Annotated in this window: 22 protein-coding genes; 12 read left to right on the forward strand and 10 right to left on the reverse strand. The window is 62.5% G+C overall.

From position 1 onward, the window contains the following. From doeB to AWB82_RS04540, 5 genes are all read left to right on the forward strand, one after another. The gene (doeB, locus tag AWB82_RS04520) at positions 1–1,023 is read left to right on the forward strand and encodes a N(2)-acetyl-L-2,4-diaminobutanoate deacetylase DoeB (RefSeq protein WP_086965950.1); all 1,023 of its coding nucleotides are present in this window, start codon (positions 1–3) and stop codon (positions 1,021–1,023) included. Positions 1,024–1,026: 3 nt separating this feature from the next. Next, positions 1,027–1,506 carry an Lrp/AsnC family transcriptional regulator gene (locus tag AWB82_RS04525; protein WP_086965996.1) on the forward strand — a complete coding sequence of 160 codons (480 nt, stop codon included), beginning with the start codon at positions 1,027–1,029 and terminating at the stop codon, positions 1,504–1,506. Between the two features lie 186 nt (positions 1,507–1,692). Further along, positions 1,693–3,171 carry an NAD-dependent succinate-semialdehyde dehydrogenase gene (locus AWB82_RS04530; RefSeq protein WP_086965997.1) on the forward strand — a complete coding sequence of 493 codons (1,479 nt, stop codon included), beginning with the start codon at positions 1,693–1,695 and terminating at the stop codon, positions 3,169–3,171. Positions 3,172–3,219: 48 nt separating this feature from the next. Next, positions 3,220–4,638, forward strand: coding sequence for an aspartate aminotransferase family protein (locus tag AWB82_RS04535; protein WP_086965951.1), 1,419 nt, complete (start codon positions 3,220–3,222; stop codon positions 4,636–4,638). A gap of 119 nt (positions 4,639–4,757) precedes the next feature. Then, positions 4,758–4,991 carry a hypothetical protein gene (locus AWB82_RS04540; RefSeq protein ID WP_200818039.1) on the forward strand — a complete coding sequence of 78 codons (234 nt, stop codon included), beginning with the start codon at positions 4,758–4,760 and terminating at the stop codon, positions 4,989–4,991. 66 nt (positions 4,992–5,057) lie between these two features. On the opposite strand, the gene pqqA is transcribed toward AWB82_RS04540, so the two are convergent. The 3 genes from pqqA to AWB82_RS04550 all read right to left on the reverse strand — a co-directional run bounded on the left by pqqA (position 5,058) and on the right by AWB82_RS04550 (position 5,824). Next, positions 5,058–5,132: a pyrroloquinoline quinone precursor peptide PqqA gene (pqqA, locus tag AWB82_RS38805; protein WP_008353049.1), complete on the reverse strand. Its 75-nt coding sequence runs from the start codon at positions 5,130–5,132 to the stop codon at positions 5,058–5,060. 166 nt (positions 5,133–5,298) lie between these two features. Next, on the reverse strand, positions 5,299–5,499 hold the full coding sequence (locus AWB82_RS36950) for a hypothetical protein (protein ID WP_143756677.1): 201 nt from the start codon (positions 5,497–5,499) through the stop codon (positions 5,299–5,301). A gap of 91 nt (positions 5,500–5,590) precedes the next feature. Further along, a complete protein-coding gene (locus tag AWB82_RS04550) occupies positions 5,591–5,824 on the reverse strand; it encodes a DUF2795 domain-containing protein (protein ID WP_086965953.1) in 234 nt (77 codons plus the stop codon). A gap of 124 nt (positions 5,825–5,948) precedes the next feature. Here AWB82_RS04550 and AWB82_RS04555 point away from each other — a divergent pair, with 124 nt between their 5' ends. Continuing rightward, complete coding sequence (locus AWB82_RS04555; RefSeq protein ID WP_086965954.1) at positions 5,949–6,185, forward strand: hypothetical protein; 237 nt, start codon at positions 5,949–5,951, stop codon at positions 6,183–6,185. A 10-nt stretch (positions 6,186–6,195) separates the two neighbouring features. Here the strand turns inward: AWB82_RS04555 and AWB82_RS04560 are convergent, their stop codons facing one another. Together AWB82_RS04560 and AWB82_RS04570 are read right to left on the reverse strand one after the other, a co-directional pair. Then, entirely contained in the window at positions 6,196–9,117 is a 2,922-nt protein-coding gene (locus AWB82_RS04560; RefSeq protein ID WP_086965955.1) for a sensor domain-containing phosphodiesterase, read from the reverse strand. A 176-nt stretch (positions 9,118–9,293) separates the two neighbouring features. Then, a complete protein-coding gene (locus tag AWB82_RS04570) occupies positions 9,294–10,295 on the reverse strand; it encodes a GlxA family transcriptional regulator (RefSeq protein WP_086965957.1) in 1,002 nt (333 codons plus the stop codon). A gap of 117 nt (positions 10,296–10,412) precedes the next feature. Here AWB82_RS04570 and AWB82_RS04575 point away from each other — a divergent pair, with 117 nt between their 5' ends. Next, on the forward strand, positions 10,413–11,102 hold the full coding sequence (locus AWB82_RS04575) for a DJ-1/PfpI family protein (RefSeq protein WP_086965958.1): 690 nt from the start codon (positions 10,413–10,415) through the stop codon (positions 11,100–11,102). A 57-nt stretch (positions 11,103–11,159) separates the two neighbouring features. Here AWB82_RS04575 and AWB82_RS04580 read toward each other — a convergent pair whose 3' ends face one another. Then, a complete protein-coding gene (locus AWB82_RS04580; RefSeq protein WP_086965959.1) occupies positions 11,160–11,582 on the reverse strand; it encodes a GNAT family N-acetyltransferase in 423 nt (140 codons plus the stop codon). 17 nt (positions 11,583–11,599) lie between these two features. Beyond that, complete coding sequence (locus AWB82_RS04585; RefSeq protein ID WP_086965960.1) at positions 11,600–12,355, reverse strand: ABC transporter substrate-binding protein; 756 nt, start codon at positions 12,353–12,355, stop codon at positions 11,600–11,602. A gap of 88 nt (positions 12,356–12,443) precedes the next feature. On the opposite strand from AWB82_RS04585, the gene AWB82_RS04590 reads away from it, so the two are divergent. Further along, positions 12,444–12,953 (forward strand): cupin domain-containing protein, encoded by a 510-nt coding sequence (locus tag AWB82_RS04590; RefSeq protein ID WP_086965961.1) that lies wholly within the window; start codon positions 12,444–12,446, stop codon positions 12,951–12,953. A gap of 61 nt (positions 12,954–13,014) precedes the next feature. Next, complete coding sequence (locus tag AWB82_RS04595) at positions 13,015–13,797, forward strand: IclR family transcriptional regulator (protein ID WP_086965962.1); 783 nt, start codon at positions 13,015–13,017, stop codon at positions 13,795–13,797. Between the two features lie 19 nt (positions 13,798–13,816). On the opposite strand, the gene AWB82_RS04600 is transcribed toward AWB82_RS04595, so the two are convergent. Further along, on the reverse strand, positions 13,817–14,032 hold the full coding sequence (locus AWB82_RS04600) for a YXWGXW repeat-containing protein (protein ID WP_086965963.1): 216 nt from the start codon (positions 14,030–14,032) through the stop codon (positions 13,817–13,819). Positions 14,033–14,305: 273 nt separating this feature from the next. Between AWB82_RS04600 and AWB82_RS04605 the strand changes: the two genes are divergently transcribed. Both AWB82_RS04605 and AWB82_RS04610 read left to right on the forward strand, forming a co-directional pair. Beyond that, positions 14,306–15,985, forward strand: a complete 1,680-nt coding sequence (locus AWB82_RS04605) for an FAD-dependent oxidoreductase (RefSeq protein ID WP_086965964.1) — start codon at positions 14,306–14,308, stop codon at positions 15,983–15,985. A gap of 8 nt (positions 15,986–15,993) precedes the next feature. Beyond that, positions 15,994–16,194, forward strand: coding sequence for a DUF2783 domain-containing protein (locus AWB82_RS04610; protein ID WP_086965965.1), 201 nt, complete (start codon positions 15,994–15,996; stop codon positions 16,192–16,194). On the opposite strand, the gene mobB is transcribed toward AWB82_RS04610, so the two are convergent. Then, positions 16,173–16,715, reverse strand: coding sequence for a molybdopterin-guanine dinucleotide biosynthesis protein B (gene mobB / locus AWB82_RS04615; protein WP_086965966.1), 543 nt, complete (start codon positions 16,713–16,715; stop codon positions 16,173–16,175). The genes AWB82_RS04610 and mobB overlap by 22 nt on opposite strands. 183 nt (positions 16,716–16,898) lie before the next feature. Here mobB and AWB82_RS04620 point away from each other — a divergent pair, with 183 nt between their 5' ends. Beyond that, positions 16,899–19,421, forward strand: a complete 2,523-nt coding sequence (locus AWB82_RS04620; RefSeq protein ID WP_086965967.1) for an adenosylcobalamin-dependent ribonucleoside-diphosphate reductase — start codon at positions 16,899–16,901, stop codon at positions 19,419–19,421. A 47-nt stretch (positions 19,422–19,468) separates the two neighbouring features. Here the strand turns inward: AWB82_RS04620 and AWB82_RS37900 are convergent, their stop codons facing one another. After that, the gene (locus AWB82_RS37900) at positions 19,469–19,618 is read right to left on the reverse strand and encodes a hypothetical protein (protein ID WP_200818040.1); all 150 of its coding nucleotides are present in this window, start codon (positions 19,616–19,618) and stop codon (positions 19,469–19,471) included. Between the last annotated feature and the right edge of the window lie 30 nt (positions 19,619–19,648).

The raw sequence follows: 19,648 nt of genomic DNA on the forward strand, positions 1-19,648 counted from the left end.
ATGCGCGCGTCACCGATCAGCCCGACCGTCGATTTCGATGCGGAGGGCGAACAGCACGGCTTCCTGAAGCTGCCGTACTCGCGCAACGATTCGGCGTGGGGCGCCGTGATGATTCCGGTCACTGTGATCAAGCACGGCGACGGTCCGACCGCGCTGCTCACGGGCGGCAATCACGGCGACGAGTACGAAGGGCCGATCGCGCTGGCGAAGCTTGCATCGACCTTGAAGGCAGGCGACGTGAACGGCCGCGTGATCATCGTGCCGTTCATGAACTATCCGGCGTTTCGCGTGGGATCGCGCACCTCGCCGCTCGACGCGGGCAACCTGAACCGCAGCTTTCCCGGCAAACCCGATGGCACGGTGACGGATAAGATTGCCGATTACTTCCAGCGTCATCTGCTGCCGCTCGCCGATTACGTGCTCGATATTCACGCGGGCGGCCGCACGCTGGACTTCCTGCCATTCGCGGCGATTCACGTGCTGAACGACGCGACGCATCAGTCGCGTTGCGAAGCCGCGATGCGTGCATTCGGCGCGCCGTATTCAATGCGCATGCTCGAACTCGACAGCGTCGGTCTCTATGACAGCGCGGCCGAGGAAGCGGGCAAGGTGTTCGTATCGACGGAACTGGGCGGCGGCGGTTCGTCGACGGCCAAGAGCGTTGCAATTGCGGAGCGTGGCGTGTACGGCTTTCTCGCGTATGCGGGGATCATCGAGAAAGAAGTCGTGCGCGGCGAAGCGCGCACGACCACGCTGCTCGACATGCCGGATAGCTCCTGTTACACGACGAGCGAGCATACGGGCCTGCTCGAAATGTGCCGCGATCTAGGCGACATGGTGAAAGCGGGCGATGTGCTCGCGCGCGTGTACGACATCACGCGTACGGGGGCGGCGCCGGTGGAATATCGCGCGAAGCGCGACGGACTGCTCGCGGCCCGGCATTTTCCGGGCCTCGTGCAAATGGGCGATACCGTGGCCGTGGTCGCGGATATCGTCGAACGCAACATTGCTGTGAGCGTGTAATTGATCAAGCTCGACCGCTACGATCTGGCCATTCTGCGCATCCTTGCACGGGATGGCCGCATTACGAAATCGCGCCTCGCGGAAGAGGTCAGTCTGTCGATCTCTCCCGCTTGGGAGCGTGTGAAGAAACTCGAAGACAGCGGGCTCATCAAGGGCTATCGCGCGGACATCGACTGGACGGCTGCTTTCAAAGGCAGCCGTATTGTCGTTGAGGTGACGCTTTCGCGTCATACCGCGCAGGACATGCGGCGCTTCGAGGAACGCGTCGCGGCGGCTTCCGAAATCGTGCAATGTTATGCGACAGGTGGCGGTGTGGATTACGTGCTGCACGTCGTGTCGCGCGATATCGATCACTATCAGCGCTTCATCGATTCCTTGCTCGTGGAAGAGCTTGGCATCGAGCGGTACTTCACCTATATCGTCACGAAAGTCGTGAAGAACGTCACGGAAGGGCCGCCGGACTGGGCGGATGAATCGGTTTGATGTGCTCGTCTTTTGTTGTTTGACGCGATCCGGCGGAAGCCCGAAAAACCCATCGCAAACCGCATGGAAAACAGAAAAAACACCAAGCGCCCGTAGCGATAACAAAAAACTCCATCCTGCCCACAGCCTTAAAGTGGATGCATCGGAACACGCAAATCAATGCACGCAGAGAGCAAGGAGACGAACATGTTGCTGGGCCATCCCGTTCTATTCAAATCGCTTTGTTATGTCGACGGCCGCTGGGTTCACAGCGACAGCGCCGCATCGGTCGCAGTGACCAATCCCGCCGATCAGAAAGTTATCGGCCACGTGCCGATGCTCGATAAGGCGCAAATCGTCGCCTCGGTCGATGCAGCCGATCGCGCATTTCAGTCGTGGCGCTGGGTGTCGCAGCAAAAACGCAGTGCGCTGCTCTTGCGCTGGCATGAACTCATCATGCGTCATCAGTCCGACCTCGCGGGCATTCTGTCGCTCGAACAAGGCAAGCCGCTTGCCGAATCGAAAGGCGAGATTGCATATGCGGCGAGTTTCGTCGAATGGTTCGCGAGCGAAGCGAAACGGCTTACGGGCCGCACCATTCCCACGCATATCGACGGCGCGCATCTTGGCACCGTGATGGAGCCGGTCGGCGTCGCAGCCTTGATCACGCCGTGGAATTTCCCGGTCGCGATGATCACGCGCAAGGCCGCCGCCGCGCTCGCCGCGGGCTGCACGGTCGTCGTCAAACCCGCGCACGAAACGCCGTTTTCCGCGATCGCGCTCGCACAACTCGCCGAAGAAGCGGGCTTTCCGCCAGGCGTGTTCAACGTCGTCATAGGCGAGCCGCAAATGGCGATGGAAGCGCTCGTCAGCGATACGCGCGTGCGCGCCGTCAGCTTTACCGGCTCGACGCGCGTCGGCGGCCTTGTGGCGAAAACGGCGGCGCAGGCGGGCATCAAGAAGCTCGCACTGGAACTGGGCGGCAACGCGCCTTTCATCGTGACCGAAGACGCAAACCTGGAACAGGCCGTGCGCGTTGCAGTGGGCGCCAAGTTCCAGACCTCGGGACAAGATTGCTGCGCTGCAAACCGTATTCTGGTCGCGCGTCCGCTTTATGAATCATTCGTCGAACGCTATACGGAAGCGGTGAAAGCGCTGAAAGTGGGAACGGCCTTCGAAGCACATGTCGATATCGGACCGCTCATGCATCAGGCTGCTTTCGATGCGACCGTCGCGCGCGTGGAGGATGCGAAGGCGCAAGGCGCGCGTATCACGGTCGGCGGGAAGGCTCATGCACTTGGCGGATGGTTTTATGAACCGACCGTCGTCGCCGATGCCAAAGCCGGCATGCGCATCTACGACGAAGAGAACTTCGCGCCGATCTCCGCGATTTCCCCGTTCGATACGCTCGACGAAGCCGTCGCGCGCGCCAACGACACCGAATACGGCCTCGCCGCATACGTCTGCTCGACGCGCATCGACACGATCTTCCAGCTCGTGCGTCGACTCGATTTTGCAATGGTGTCGGTCAACGGCGTGAAATTCACCGGTGCACCGATTCCGTTCGGCGGCATGAAGGCATCGGGCCTCGGACGCGAAGGCGGCGCGGAAGGCTTCGAGCCCTTCGTCGAAACGAAATACTTTTGCCTCGGCAATCTCGGCCTGCCGATCACGAGCGCGGCCTGAAAGAACCATTCTCGAATACACGCATTACCGGATATCAAGGAGAAGCACATGACCCAGAAAAATCAATCGCTCGAACAACTGTTTGCCGAAGACCGCGCGCACTTCATGCATCCGTCCACGCATGCGCACGATCACGCGAGCGGCGCGCTGCCCGGCAAGATCGTCACGGGCGCGAAGGGCATCCGCATTCAGGATCATCAGGGAAAAAGTTATATCGACGCATTCGCGGGCCTCTATTGCGTGAACATCGGCTATGGCCGCACCGAAGTGGCCGAAGCGATCTATGAGCAGGCCAAGAAGCTCGCGTACTACCACACGTATGTCGGTCACTCGACGGATACGATCATCGAATTGTCGTCGCGCATCATCGACTGGTCGCCGGAAGGGATGAAGAAGGTGTATTACGGCATGTCGGGTTCGGACGCTAACGAAACGCAGATCAAGATCGTCTGGTATTACAACAATGTTCTCGGTCGCCCCAACAAGAAGAAGATCATTTCGCGCGAGCGCGGTTATCACGGATCGGGCATCGTGACGGGCAGTCTCACGGGACTGGCTAGCTTTCATCAGAACTTCGATCTGCCGATCGAGCGCGTGAAGCATACGGTTTGTCCGCACTGGTATCGCAAGGCGCCGGCCGGCATGAGCGAAGCGCAATTCACCGCGTATTGCGTGGAAGAACTGGAAAAGCTGATCGCGAAAGAAGGCGCGGACACGATCGCCGCATTTATCGCCGAACCTGTTATGGGCACGGGTGGCATCATCGCGCCGCCGCAAGGTTATTGGGAAGCTATCCAGGACGTCTTAAAGAAACACGACATCCTTTTGATCTCCGATGAAGTCGTGTGCGGCTTCGGTCGTCTCGGCTCGAAGATGGGTGCGCAACACTTCGGCATCAAACCGGACCTCATCACGGTCGCGAAGGGCCTGACGAGCGCATATGCGCCGCTGTCGGGCGTGATCGTCGGCGAGAAGGTGTGGGACGTGCTCGAAAAAGGTTCGCGGGAACATGGTCCGATGGGCCACGGCTGGACGTATTCGGGACATCCTATCTGCGCGGCCGCGGCGCTTGCCAACCTCGATATTCTGGAGCGCGAAAACCTCACGCAGAACGCCGCCGATGTCGGCGCGTACTTCCAGCAGCAGTTGCACTCTGCATTCGACGCGCATCCGCTCGTCGGTGAAGTGCGCGGCGCGGGCATGCTCGCGGCGCTCGAATTCATGGCCGACAAGGACGCGCGCAAGCCATTCGACGCAGCGCTGAAGGTCGGGCCGAAGGTATCGGCGGCGGCGCTCGAACGCGGTGTGATCGCTCGTGCCATGCCGCATGGCGACATCCTCGGTTTTGCGCCGCCGCTCATCACGACGCGTGAAGACGCGGACGAGATCGTCGGCATCGTGAAGCAGGCCGTGGATGCAGTGGCGAATGAAGTGATCGGCTCGGCGCTCGCTACGCAAGCTATCTGATTTTTCTCGCAGCAGCAGTAGTGGTGGCAGAGGCCCGCGAAGCATCGCGGGCCTTTTTCGTATGAGTGGTACGCGCGTTGCTGAATGAACTTCGACGCCCGATCGAAAGGAGATTCACGATGAGCGAGAGCGAAGAGAAGCGCCACGAGCAACCGCATGCCGCGCCTCACCCGAATGCGGCGGAAATTGAGCCGGAGAACCGGCGGCTCGATCAGCATCCGCATCAGACGGCGGAGGTGCCCTATGGATCGGGCAATGAGCCGGAACTCCCGGGCAAGGGCGGGCTCGATGCACAGAACGCGGATCTTTCCGATCCCGCGAAAGAACATACCAAACCACTACGTCGCGACTGACGCAACGATCGAACGTGTCCATAAAGCAGAACGGCCACTCTAAGTGGCCGCTTTGTCATTTCCGATTTAACGCGTCGCGATATACATCGTAATTTCAAAGCCGAAACGCATGTCGGTGAAACTCGGTGTTTCCCACTTCATAGAGCCTCCTTGTGCAATGATTGGCCAGACAAATGCCGGGCCATTGCGCGGTTCTTCTGCTGCAAGCGCCGTGCAGATCCGCGCACCCCAGACCGACGCACTTTTAATCCTAGCGCGAAATGCGTACTGCACGATTGGAAATTGCACTGGCGTTCATTTAATTTATTTATAGCGGCCTGGCGCGATTTCCCGAATCGTCAGGCGTCGTGCCGACTTTGTCAGGTTCGTGGGCCAGATCGGTTTCCGTCGCCTCGCCCGGCCGAGGGATAACCCTGTCTGCGTCCGCAGGGTCGATATTGCTCAGGTTATTGCCTCCCGGTGTGCGCGGTTTGTTGCGCGTGTCGGGAGCAACCGGTTTTTCGACCATTACATTTTCCTCATCGCATGAGCTTATCGGGAAGATAGAAGGCGCGATGAGAGCCGGTTGAATGCCGCATCGCGGTAAAACTGATAGGCGATCATTCGGCACGCGTCGCGTCGCGCAGCACTGCGTCCGCGCTGTCGAAGTTGCGATCGCTTATCTTGTTGAGCACGGCGATAACTTCGCCGTCCGCGCCATTGCTTTTCGCCAGCGTCAAAAGTTTTTCCTTGCGCATCGGATACTCGGCGCCCTTCAGTGCGCGTGCGATTTCTTCCATCTGCGGCTCGTCCGGATGCCGGTGATTCTGCGAATGCGCGGGATGCTGTGCCATATCTGCCTCCTTTTTCGATTCGACGATAACGCTTACGAATCAGCAACGCGCGTACCCGTCGCCGGGATCGGTTGATGCTGGGAGATCGATACGATTCAACGAAAAGAGCGAGGCAAGACGCAACATGACTATTGCAGCGGACCGCATCTCCGATACCGAAATCAAGGTCGGCGACACCATCTATAGCTTCGATGCCAAGGCCACCGCCGACGGCTTTCAGCAATGCCTCCGCAACGACTCGGAGGAAACGTGCGCGAAGAACCACGCGCCGGTTTCGACGCGCGCCGCTTTCGATGAAAGCGGTGAGCCGAAGGGCGAGCCGGGCAGCATCATTTCGCCGTCGCTGGGCGGCATGCCTTGATCCATCGCGCTTATAACGACGCGCTCGCCGTGGACAAACGCGGCGCGAGCGACGTGCGTGTAAGCGCTTCGAGCGGTAGCGGCTTATCGAAGAAATAGCCCTGCGCCTGCGCCGCGCCCATGTCGCGCAGCACGGCGAGCGTCGCGACATCTTCTACGCCTTCCGCGACGAGCGTCAGATCGAGCGATTCGGCCATGCGCACGATCGCGCGTACGATCGCGCGGCTGCGCGGGCTTTCGGTCAGTTCGAGAATGAACGACTTGTCGATCTTGAGGCCCGTGAACTGATACTGATGCACGTAACTGAGCGACGAAAAGCCCGCGCCGAAATCGTCGAGCACGACGGACATGCCGTTGTCCGCCAGCCGCTGCATCGTGCGCCGCGCCAGATCGGGTTCGGCGACGAGCGCGCCCTCGGTCAGCTCCAGACACACGCGCGACGGAGAAACACGATAGCGCCGCAATAGCGCCAGCACGTCATCGGCGAATTCCGGGCGCGTCATGCTATAGCTTGAGCAGTTCACATGCACCGGCGGCCAATGCGCGAAGTGCGCATTCGAGAGAATCGCGGCGACGCGCTCCAGCATGTAAAGATCGAGCCTGCCGATAAGCCTCAACCCTTCGACGGACGGAAGAAATTCACCCGGCCCGACGATGTGGCCATCGGGTTGATGCCAGCGAATCAATGCTTCGAGCGCGACGATTTCACCGCTCTTTACATCGACGATTGGCTGGAAGTAGGGCAGCAGTTCGTCGTCGCGCTTGATCGCGTTGCGCAGCGCGCCTTCGCGTTCCACCTGATCCGACACCTGGCGTCGCAGTTCCTGATTGAACACGACGAAGCTGTCGCGTCCCGCGTTTTTCACGCGATACATCGCGGTATCGGCGTCGCGCAAAAGATCGGCGGGCTCCGTGTGAAACTGGCTATCCGCGCTGACGATGCCTATGCTGCACGATGAAAACACGACATGCTCTTCGATATGAAACGGCAGATCGAACGCGGCGAGAATGCGCTTTGCGATCGATACCGCATCGCGCGTGTGCGCGTTCGGCGAGAGCACGGCGAATTCATCGCCACCGAGGCGCGCGAGTAGATCCGTCGAGCGCAGACAGTCGCGCAAACGCGCAGCGGCCTGAACCAGCAGCATGTCGCCGAAGTGATGACCGAGACTGTCGTTCACGACCTTGAAGCGATCGAGGTCGATGAACATCACCGAGAGCTGATCGCCGCGCGTCTGGTAGCCGCGCCATGCGCAGCGCAGCTTGTGCATCAGATGGCTTCGATTCGGCAGGCCTGTCAACGAGTCGTGCGAGTTCTCGTAGAGCAGGCGCGCATTGACGTCGTCGAGTTCGCGCGTGCGTGCCTGCACCCGCGCTTCGAGTTCGAGGTTCGCGGCGTGCAGCGCTTCGGCATTGCGACGACGCGAGAGCGCCGTATCGATATGCCTCGACACGAAGGTCAGCAACTCCTGATCGCGCAGCGAATAGCGCACGAGCGGCGAATAACTTTGCACGGCGAGGACGCCGCGCACGACATCGCCATCGAAGAGCGGAATGCCGAGCCACGAACGCAGGTGCACTTCGCTATGCTCGATTTCGAACGCGCCTTCTTCGATGAGACGCAACGCTTCCGAATGATCGATGAGCCGCGCGCGCCGCTCGCGGATCACGAATTCGGTGAGGCCGCGTTGTCCACGGCGCGGCGCGGGGCGCTCCTGCACGATCTCATCGACGTAATACGGGAACGACACTTCGCCCGTCTCCGTTTCGAAGAGTGCGATATAGAAGTTGCGTGCGTAAAGCAGTTCGCCGACGATTCCGTGCAGGCTGCGCAGGAACTCCATCATGTCGCCGGGCCGGCTCGACAATTCTGCGATCTGGTAGAGCGCAGCTTGCAAATGCTCTGACCGCTCGCGCTCCGCGATGCCGTGACGCAGCGCCGCGTTGAGCTTCGATAACTCCGACGTGCGCCGCGCGACCTGCTCTTCGAGATCGGCGCGGTGCAGGATACGGTCGAGCGCCATTGCCACGTGGCGCGCGACGACGAGAAAGAGCGCGCGATCCTCGGCGGTGTAAATACGCGACACGTCATAGACTTGCATCGCGAGCATGCCGAACACTTCGTCGCTCGCATTCTTGAGCGGCGCGCCCATCCAGAACTCGGGACGATCGCCGATGCAATAGAAGCGGCCCGCGCTCTCGGCCGCGCAGATATCGGCGGCGGTGATGAAAAGCGGCTGCGCGCTCGTGAGCACCCGGCCGGTCATCGAAAGGCGTGCCGGATTCAGGATGTCGTAGTTCTCCGCCGCGACGACATCGGTATCGATAACATCGACGTAATACGGATACGTGATCTTGCCCGTCTTGCGATCGTAGAGCGCGAGATAGAAGTTCTCCGCGTCGATGAGCGTGCCGAGCCGCTCATGCACGCCGCGCAGAAAGTCGGCGCGTTCGGGCACCGAGCTCGCGAGATAGGCGATTTCATAGAGCACGCGCTGCGTGAGTTGCGCGCGTGCGAGGGCATCGGCCTGCACGCGTTCGCCGAGCGTGCGCGCGAGTTCGGCGAGATGCGCGTCGTCGCGATGCGCGACCGGCGCGAGCAGCCAGCCGAGCACACTCTCGCCGTGTCCGGTCGGCCAGCAATGCCAGCCGTGCGCGATGCACTCATCCGCGAGCCGTTCCTCGGCGATGCTATGCGGCCATTCCTGCGCGTGGCAGAGCGGTGCATCGCCGCGCCGCTCCAGATGCAACTGCTCGCCCGCGCGATACCACGCCCACTGTTGCGGGCAACCCATCGCGGCGGCCTCGCGCAGCAACGCGTCGAGCGATGACGCGACGCTCGCGAAAATCTTCTCGTCGGTCGCCGCCACGGTTGCAGCTTCGACCGCGGTTGCGCGGGCAACCTGCGCGTCGTTCGCGGGAAACACACTCATCGGCGCTCCAGGCCATATTGCCGCCACCTCGGGCGGGTCTCGTTCAGCAACTGCGCGCGCACGCCGTCCGCGGCGCGCGTCTCAAGCAAGCGCTCTAAATGGGGTAACGGCAGGCAGCTTACAGGCTTGAGTAGGCGGAACAAAAAAAGCTGCGCGCGCCGCCCGCATGCGGGCATTCATGCCGGATGCGTGGTTTCGGCGGCTTCGTGACCGGTAAATCTCTCGCGATAAGCCTGCGGCGATACGCCGAGCGAACGCAGGAAACCGCGTCGCATCGTTTCCTCGGTGCCGAACCCGCAGCGCGCGGCGACCCGCTTCACCGGGAGCGTGGTATCGCCGAGCAAACGGCGCGCGGCTTCGAGCCGCATGCGTTCGATCGAGCGCGCGGGCGTCGTGCCGGTTTGCGCGCGGTAATGGCGCACGAAGCTGCGTTCGCTCATGCCGACGCGCGCGGCGAGAATGCCGACCGACAGATCCGCCGCGAGATTCTCCGCGATCCACGCATGCAGTTCGCCGAAGCGTTCGCCGGATTTCTGCAGCGACAGCGCCGCGCTGAACTGCGCCTGGCCGCCGGGACGCTTGAGGAATACGACCAGATGGCGCGCGACATCGAGCGCGAGCGCGCGGCCGAGATCGTCCTCGACGAGGGCGAGCGACAGATCGATGCCCGCCGTGACGCCCGCGGACGTCCATACGTCGCCATCGCGGATGAAGATCGGATCGGGATCCACGTTAATCGTCGGGAAGCGAGTGGCGAGTTCCGCGCAGCGCGTCCAGTGCGTCACGGCGCGGCGTTCGTTCAGCAGGCCGGCGGCGGCGAGTAGAAACGCGCCCGTGCAGACGGACGCCGTGCGCCGCGCGCGGGCCGAGCGCTCGCGCACCCAATCGACCAGTTCGCGGTCATGCACCGCTTGATGAACGCCCCAGCCGCCCGCGACGATGAGCGTGTCGCACGCTTCGCTCGCGTCGGGCAACGCTTCGCCGACGAGTCCTAGTCCCGCCGATGCGTTCACCGTGCCGCCTCGCGAGACGACGCGCGGGCGATACGGCCGCGGCAAGCCCGCCGCGACCGCCAGTTCGTTCGCGGCCGCGAAGACCTGCAACGGGCCGGCGACGTCGAGCAACTGGACGTCGGGAAAGGCGAGCACGTCGACGATGCGGGCGACGTCGGTCTGCATGGCAGCCTCACAAGAGCGCGATTGGCGTAAAACGTGGGTTGTATGTCGATTTCGCCATAGCGTAGCGGCGTAGCATCGATTCGTCCACTGCCAACACCATCGAACCAGGAGAAGACGATGACGCTACATATCGGCCTGTTGTTGTTCCCGCGCGTGCAGCAACTCGACTTGACCGGCCCCTACGACGTGTTCGCGCACATGGCCGACACGAAGGTGCATCTCGTCTGGAAGACGCGCGAGCCCGTGAGATCGAGCGCCGGCATGATCCTGACGCCCGACGCGACCTACGCCGATTGCCCCGCGCTCGACGTGCTCTGCGTGCCGGGCGGCTCGGGCGTCGGCGATCTGATGGAGGACGAGGAAACGCTCGCGTTCCTCCGTCAACAGGCGGCGGCCGCGCGTTACGTGACCTCGGTTTGTACCGGCTCGCTCGTGCTCGGCGCGGCGGGCCTGTTGCGCGGCAAGCGCGCGACGACGCACTGGGCGTATCACGATCTGCTCGCGGAACTAGGCGCGATTCCGGTCCGTGAACGCGTGGTGCGCGACGGCAATCTGTTCACGGGCGGCGGCATCACGGCGGGCATCGACTTCGCGCTGACGCTCGCGGCGGAACTCGTTGGGGAACACGAGGCGCAGGCGATCCAGTTGCAGATGGAATACGCGCCCGCGCCGCCGTTCGATTCGGGCGATCCGGAACGCGCGCCCGCCGCGGTCGTGACGGATGTGCGCGAGCGTTGCGCGCCTTCGCTGGCGGCGCGCGGCGCGATCACCGCGCGCGTCGCGGAGCGGCTGAAATCGCATGCGTAATGCAAAATTCTCAATGCAAGATGGTTCAATGCATGCGTAATGCAAAACGCCAAATGACTAGAACCGCTTTTGCATGAAGTAGCGCGGCTGGCCCGCGTGAAACTCGGCGAGTTCGCCGAAGGACGCGTAGCCGCAACGCGCATAGAGGGCGCGCGCAGCGGGATTGACCGTATCGAGCCACGCGGCGCGGCATCCGCGTTTTCTTGCCTCGTTCTCGGCGGCTTCCAGGGCGCGTGCGGCGAGTCCGGCGCCGCGCGCGTCCTCGCGAATCCACAGCCATTTCACGAAGAGCCAGTCCCACGCGGTGTACCCCGCGAGGCCGCCGACGAAGTCGTCATCGCGATAGAGAGAAACCACAAGATCGCGTTGATGGCTCGGGCCGAGTTGCGCGCGGTTGAACGCGGCAAGCCCGCCCGCGACGTCGCGCTCGAAGCTCGCGTCGATCCAGTCGGTGACGGCGAGCGTGACGACGGCGGGCATCGCGAAGTGGCCTGGTTCTATGCGGCGGGGGCAACCGATGCCCCCTTGATGCCGTGCCGCGCGAGCGCATCCGCGACGAAGCCCGAGCGCTTCACGTCCTCCACGAACTCACGCAGATGACGCGCGGCTTCGTCGCCCCGACGCTTCGGCAAACCCATCGCCTGCTGGATCACCATGAAGCGTCCGTCGAGCAGGCGCAATCCGGACGTGCGCGCCGCATCGGATTCGAGTTGCTGCTTCACGCCCGCCGCGACTTCGAGGTTGTCGCGCACGAAGGCTTCGACCACGGCCTGCGACGACTCCGTGCGCACGATTTGCGCATGTTTGATTTCGCGCGTGAGGAAGAGATCGTAGGCGCTGCCCTTACCGACCATGATGCGATTGCCTTCGCGATCGACATCCTCGTTGCGCGTGAGCGGCGATGCATCGCGCACGAGGTAACAGCCTTCGATCAGCACATACGGCGCGGTGAACGCGATGCCCGCGCCGCGCAGCGGATCGATCGCGAAGAAGCCGATGTCCGCGTTTTCGTTCGTGACGGCTTCGACGGACTCGGCGGCGCGGTCGAACGACGTGAAGGCGACCGGCACGCCGAGCCGCGATGCAAGCTCGCGTGCGATGTCCACCGATACGCCGCCCGGCTCGCCGCTGTCAGTGCCGGTGCTGATGCCGGTACTTATGCGATGCGCGAGGATCGGATTGCCGAGATTGATCGATGCGCGCAACGTGCCTGTCGGCGCGAAGGCGTTCAGCAAGGAAGAGGAAAGAGTCATGGCATTCGTCGATCGTTGATGAGGCATGGCGACACGAGCAATCCGATGCAGAATACGCGAACCGCAACCGCTCTGCCAAAGGAACGACATGCATCGCGAACGCATCGACAGCCGCGAATTGATCCAGCGTCTGAAACTCGAACCGCATCCCGAAGGCGGATTCTTCCGCGAGACGTATCGCGCGCGCGGCAACGTCGTGCGCGAAAACGAAGGCGATGCGCGCTCGGCATCCACCGCGATTTATTTTCTGCTTTGCGATGGCGCGCATTCGGCATGGCATCGCATTCGTTCCGATGAGCTCTGGCACTTCTATGCAGGCGACCCGATCGACGTGCATGTGCTCGACGCGAACGGATCGCTCGTCACGCATCGGCTCGGCAACGCGCTCGATCACGCGGATACGGTGTTTCAGGCCGTCGTCGAAGCGGGCAACTGGTTCGCGGCCGAATGCCACGATGCACAGGGCGCGGCGCTCGTCGGTTGCACGGTCGCGCCGGGCTTTGAGTTCAGCGAGTTCGAACTCGCCGCGCCGGGCACGCTCGAAGCGCGCTATCCGCAACATCGCGAACTCATCGAACGCCTGAACCCCGAAGTATGACGATACGCGCACGACTGCGGTTATCATCGCGCGCATCGTCGATAACAACACAAGGTCAGACATGAGCGCAGTGCGCCGCGGCATTCAATCGATCGAAGTAGGCGGAGCGCTCCTGCGCGCGCTCGTGGATCATGGCGGCCCGATGCTCCTCGGCGATCTCGCGAAGAAGGCCGGCATGCCGTCGGCGAAGGCGCATCCGTATCTCGTGTCGTATGGCAATCTCGGCTTGATTCAGCAAGACCCGGCGACGGGCCGCTATGAACTCGGGCCGTTCGCGTTGCAGATGGGTCTGATCAGTTTGCAGCGCGTCGATCCGGTGCGCCTCGCGATCGCGGAAGTAGCGAAGATGATGCCGCGTATCGAGCATACGGTCGCGCTCGCGAGCGCGGGCAGCTATGGGCCGACCATCGTTCACATTCAGCAGGCGAGCGTGCCCATTCACGTGACAATGCGCACGGGCACGGTAATGTCGCTGCTGCAGACCGCGACAGGCCGCGCGTTCGCCGCCTACCTGCCGCCGATGACCGTCGATGCGCTCGTCGCAATCGAGCGCGCGGGCGCGTTGCAAGTCGGCGCCCAACGTCGGGATTACACGCGCGGGCAGATCGACGCGATGCTCGCCGAAGTGCGCGAGCACGGTATCGCGCGAGCCATCGACGAACCCGTCGCCGGCATCGGCGCATTGAGCGCGCCGGTGTTCGATCACACGCGCAATATCGTGCTCGCGATCACGGCGATCGGCCCGAGTGGGTCGTTCGACGGCGCGTGGAACGGCGACATCGCAATGGCGCTGCACGCGTGCGCGCAACGCGTATCGAAGATGCTCGGCTTCGTCTCCGTCTGAGCGAATCGAAGCCTCGCGCTCAGACCGGCCGCCAGTGTCCCGGCACCCACTGCCAGTGGTTGCCTTCCCATCGATAGCGCCCCTTCACCCAGCGATACCCCGTCGCGGGCGGCGGCGGCATGACTTCCGCCACGGGCGCGGGCTGCGGCGGCCGCGCGGGTTCGACGACGCAACCCGACAACAGCACGCCCGCGGTCATCGCGCTGACCAGCATCAGTGAAGCCTTCGCTTTCATACGTTTTCGTCCTCTAATGTTCATATGGGATTTCACGGCATTCGGCCGCCGTATCCTTTGAACGTTCGTTTCGCCGGAGAACCGTCGCACGCGCTTGTAAGTGGATGTAAGCGGATGTAAACGCGGGCGTTCCCGCGTCTGGATACGGGTAAACGTAGATTCAACATTATAAAACCACTTGTACAATGATGAACAGATAACCACCAATGAAGTGATTGCACCGAGCCAGACGTCTTGCGAAGACGAGAAAAGCTCGACGATGGAGACGATCGAATGTCCGTGAATTACGCCAGTCTGCGTTTCGAATATGAGCGCGCGCCCGATCACGATGCGCCCGCGTCATCGCCTTATCCCGTTGCCATAGTCGGCGCAGGTCCGGTCGGGCTGGCCACGGCCATCGATCTCGCGCAGCAGGGCGTGCGCACCGTGCTGCTCGACAACGACGACACCGTGTCGACCGGCTCGCGCGCGATCTGCTTCGCCAAGCGCACGCTGGAAATTTTCGATCGCCTCGGCTGCGGCGACAGGATGATCGAGAAGGGCGTGAGCTGGAATGTCGGCAAGGTGTTTCTGCAGGAAGATCTCGTCTACACGTTCAATCTGCTGCCGGAAACAGGGCACTCGCGGCCCGCGTTCATCAACTTGCAGCAGTACTACGTCGAAGGCTTTCTCGCCGAACGCGCGAAGCAACTGGAGCCACTGCAGATGCGCTGGAAGAGCAATGTGATCGGCGTGACGCAGCATGAAGATCACGTCGAGTTACAGGTCGAAACGCCCGATGGCGTGTATCCGCTCAAGGCGCAATACGTGGTGGCCGCCGACGGATCTCGCAGCGCCATGCGCAAGCTTCTCGGTCTCGACAGTCACGGCCGCACGTTCAAGGACCGCTTCCTGATCGCCGACGTGAAGATGAAGGCGCCGTTTCCAACCGAACGCTGGTTCTGGTTCGATCCGCCGTTCCATCGCAATCAGTCGGTGCTGCTGCATCGTCAGCCGGACAATGTGTGGCGCATCGATTTTCAGCTCGGCTGGGACGCGGACCCGGTCGCGGAAAAACAGCCCGAGCGCGTGATTCCGCGTGTGAAGGCGTTGCTCGGCGAAGACGCGGAATTCGAGCTGGAATGGGTGAGCGTCTACACGTTCTCGTGTCTGCGCATGGATGACTTCAGGCACGGGCGCGTCATTTTCGCGGGCGATTGCGCGCATGGCGTGTCGCCGTTCGGCGCGCGCGGCGCGAATAGCGGCGTGCAGGACGCGGACAATCTCGCGTGGAAGCTGAAGCTCGTCGTGAACGGCGATGCGCCGCACACGCTGCTGGACACCTACGCGTCCGAGCGCGAATACGCCGCCGATGAAAACATCCTCAACTCGACGCGCGCCACCGACTTCATCACGCCAAAGAGCGCGGTTTCACGGCTCTTTCGCGATGCGACGCTCAATCTCGCGAAGGATTGCGCGTTCGCGCGGCGCATGGCGAACAGCGGACGGCTTTCGGTGCCCGCGGTGCTGCGCGATTCGACGCTCAATACGCCCGACAAGGAAGGCGATGTCTTCAACAGCGCGATGCTTCCCGGCGCGCCATGCGTCGATGCGCCCGTGCGCGTCGATGACCGTGATGCGTGGCTCTTGCCGCAGACGCACGGAGGCGCGTTCACGGGCATCTATTTCTGCGGGCTGGGGCATGGCCCCGAAGTCTGCGCGCAAAGTCTGGCTGGCTTGTCGAACGGGTCACTGCCGGTGCGCGCGCTGATCGTCGTGCCCAGAGGCATGATGTGCACGGTGCCCGGCGTAACGGTGGTGGAGGACGTGGAAGGCATGGTCGCCCATCGCTTCGATGCGCGGCCCGGCACGTTCTATCTGCTGCGTCCCGATCAACACGTGTGCGCGCGCTGGCGCGCCTTCGACGCCGCATCGGTGACGGCGGCGCTCAAGCGTGCAACCTGCAACGGATGACGAATCGTATGAAGCTCAATCTCGAACTGAATATCGCGGATCACGATGCGTTCTACGAGCGCCTCATCAATACGCACGATGGCCTCTCCGACGAAGCCAGCCAGATGCTCAACGCGAAGCTCGTGTTGCTGCTCGCGAATCACATCGGCGACAGCGACGTGTTGCACGAAGCGCTGGCGATGGCGCGTCACGGCCTCGCCGCGAGCTGATCGTTCAGTGCGATGCCCATGCGCTCGCAGATGAACGCGCCGATGCTTGCGATGTCGTTCAGATCGAGCATCGGCAAGGTCGACTCGATCGCGGCGGCATCGTTGGTTGCAATTGCAACTATCTCCACGTCGGTCTTATAGAGCGGATCGAGGCCCGCCGAAGGCCGCACGACTTCGAGCCGTGGCATCGGTTCGCGCGCGAATCCTTCAACGATCACGAGATCCGCGTCCGATAGCCGCGCGGCCAATTCGCTTAGCGGCGGCTCCGCGTCGCCGTTCAACTCACGCACGATCGCATAACGGAATGGCGATGTGATCAGCACTTCTCCCGCGCCCGCGCGACGAAAGCGCGCACTGTCCTTGCCCGGCGGCTCGAACTCGATCGAGTGATGACTATGCTTGATGACGTTGACGGTGATGCCGCGTGCGCGCAGCCACGGCAGAAGCGCTTCGATCAACGTGGTCTTGCCCTGGCCCGAGCGGCCCGAAATGCCGAAGAGCGGCGGATGACGCGTGTTCATGCGAATGGTCGGCTGATTGTTCTGGTTTCGATCAGGCGAGTTTAACGGGTCGATGGCGAGCGGGGAGAAATCGCGCTATCGTCGGGCATTGCCTTTGCGGCAGTTCAACCTTTCGCGCAAGAGCAGGATTCCGACCCCATCGGTCAATCGCGCGCGAGGCTCAGCAATCAAAGGATCTCCGACATGGCTGAAGACAATCCCAGCACCGCTATCGCACCGCAGCAGTTCTCCATCGACGTGATGCTCGAAAAATATGCCAAGGGCGACGAGGCCCGCGTCGACGATATTTATCGCCGTGTGGCGCGCGGTGTCGCGCAGGCCGAGCCGAAAGAAACGCGCGCGAAGATCGAAGCGGAGTTCGTCGATAACTTCAAGCGCGGCGCGCTCGGCGCGGGTCGCATCATGAGCGCTGCGGGCGCGGGCATCGACGCGACGCTCATCAACTGTTTCGTGCAGCCGGTCGGCGACGCGATACAAGGCGTCGACAGCAACGGTTTGCCGGGCATCTACGTGGCGCTGTTGCAGTCGGCCGAGACGATGCGTCGCGGTGGCGGCGTCGGCTATAACTTTTCCGCGATCCGTCCGCGAGGCGCGCGCGTGCATTCCACGGGATCGGCTGCATCGGGACCGTGCAGCTACATGGATGTGTTCGACGCTTCGTGCCGCACGGTCGAAAGCGCCGGCGCGCGGCGCGGTGCGCAGATGGGCATTCTCGATTGCTCGCATCCCGATCTGCTCGAATTCATCGCGGCGAAACATACGAAAGGGCGCTGGAACAATTTCAACGTATCGGTCGCCGTGACCGACGAGTTCATGCAGGCCGTCGCCGATGACGCGCAGTGGCAACTCGTGCACAAAGCCGAGCCATCGCCCGCGCAACGCGCAGCGGGAGACATCCATCAGCGCGACGACGGCTTGTGGGTCTATCGCGAGGTGCGGGCACGCGAAGTGTGGAACACGATCATGCGCTCGACCTACGATGTCGCGGAGCCGGGCGTCGTGTTCATGTCGCGCATGAACGATGACAACAACCTGCGCGCTATCGAAGCGATCCGCGCCACCAATCCATGCGGCGAGCAGCCGCTACCCGCATACGGTTGCTGCAATCTCGGCCCGCTCAATCTCACGCGCTTCGTGCGCGACCCGTTCGCGCAGATGCGTGGCGGCGCGCCTTCGTTCGACTGGGTCGGCCTCGCGCGCACCACGCGCACGCAAGTGCGATTCCTCGACGATGTGCTCGACGTCACGCTCTGGCCGCTCGAAGAACAGGCGCGCGAAGCGGCGGCCAAGCGGCGCATCGGCGTGGGCTTCACGGGCCTGGGCGATGCGCTCGTGATGCTCGGGCTGCGTTACGACGTGCAGGAAGGGCGCGACTTCGCCGCGCGCGTCGCCCGCACGATGCGCGATGAAGCGTATCGCGCTTCTGTCGAGCTAGCGAACGAGCGCGGCAAGTTTCCGCTCTTCGATGCAAAGGGTTATCTGGAAGAGGGCACGTTCGCCTCGCGCTTGCCGGATGACATCAAGAGCGCGATCCGCGAGCACGGCATCCGCAATAGTCATCTGCTCTCCATTGCGCCGACGGGAACCGTGAGTCTCGCGTTCGCGGACAACGCATCGAATGGCGTCGAGCCTGCGTTCTCGTGGACATATCAGCGCACCAAGCGCATGGCGGACGGCTCGCGTCAGACCTTCGCTGTCGAAGATCACGCGTATCGGCTCTATCGTGAGATGGGCGGCGATGTGAACGCGTTGCCCGAGTACTTCGTGAGCGCGCTGGAAATGTCCGCGCACGATCACATGGAAATGATGGCGGCGGTGCAGCCCTTCGTCGATACGTCGATCTCGAAGACCGTGAACGTGCCCGCCGATTATCCGTTCGACAAGTTCCAGGACCTCTATTTCGAAGCATGGCGGCGCGGCTTGAAAGGGCTTGCGACGTATCGCCCGAACGAGACCTTGGGCGCGGTGCTGTCCGTTACGCCCGCGCAAACGCCGAGCGACTCGCCCGACCCCGAGCTCGATCTCGATCCGCTGCGCATCGCGATCGATCATCGGCCGAGAGGCGCGTTGCCCGCGATCATCGAGAAGGTCGAATATCTGACGCAGGCGGGGAAGAAGTCGCTTTATCTCGCGGTGTCGTTCATTGAAGTGACGGGACGTATCGCGGGCGAGGACGTGACGATCGAACGGCCTATCGAGTTCTTTATTCCCACGGGGCAGCGCGACGAATCACAGCAATGGATCACGGCGACGATGCGCTCGATCTCGCTGGCTGCACGCGGCGGCTTCGCGGCGCGCACGCTTCAGGACATGCGCAAGGTGTCGTGGGATCGGGGACAAGTGCGTCTCGGCGATGTCGAACGGCTCGATGGACACCGCAGTCCGCGCTGGCACGATTCGGAAGTGGCCGCGCTAGCTTATGCGATCCAGCAGATTCTTTATCGACGCGGTTTTCTCGATGCAGAAGGCAACCAGGTACCGTCGCGCGTGCTTGCGCGCAAGGGCGCCGATAGCGCGCCGCATCCGGTAGCTGTAGCCGATGAACGCGATGAAATATCCGAGGGTGCCGCGCAAGGCGAAATCGATCCACATAGCCTTCCCCTGATGCACGGCGTTAAATGCGCGACATGCGGCGCCAATGCGGTGATTCGCAAGGACGGCTGCGACTTCTGCACGGCATGCGGCGAAATCGGCGCGTGCGGTTGAGTTGAAGAAAAAAGGCGCGGGCATTCGTCCGCGCCTTCATATCACGCTCAATGCGAGCGTTCGGTGCTGTCCTGCTGCGTCTCTTTAGCGACCGTCGAGTTATGCGCCACGTGCTGAGTGAACGGATGCCATACCGGCGTGAGCGAAGGAAGTTCGTCGAGAAGCGAGAACTGATCGAGCGACGTGTTTTCAAACATGATGACCTCTTGAATCTTCTGTGGATCGCG

Source organism: Caballeronia glebae (assembly GCF_001545035.1).
Taxonomy (GTDB): Bacteria; Pseudomonadota; Gammaproteobacteria; order Burkholderiales; family Burkholderiaceae; genus Caballeronia; species Caballeronia glebae.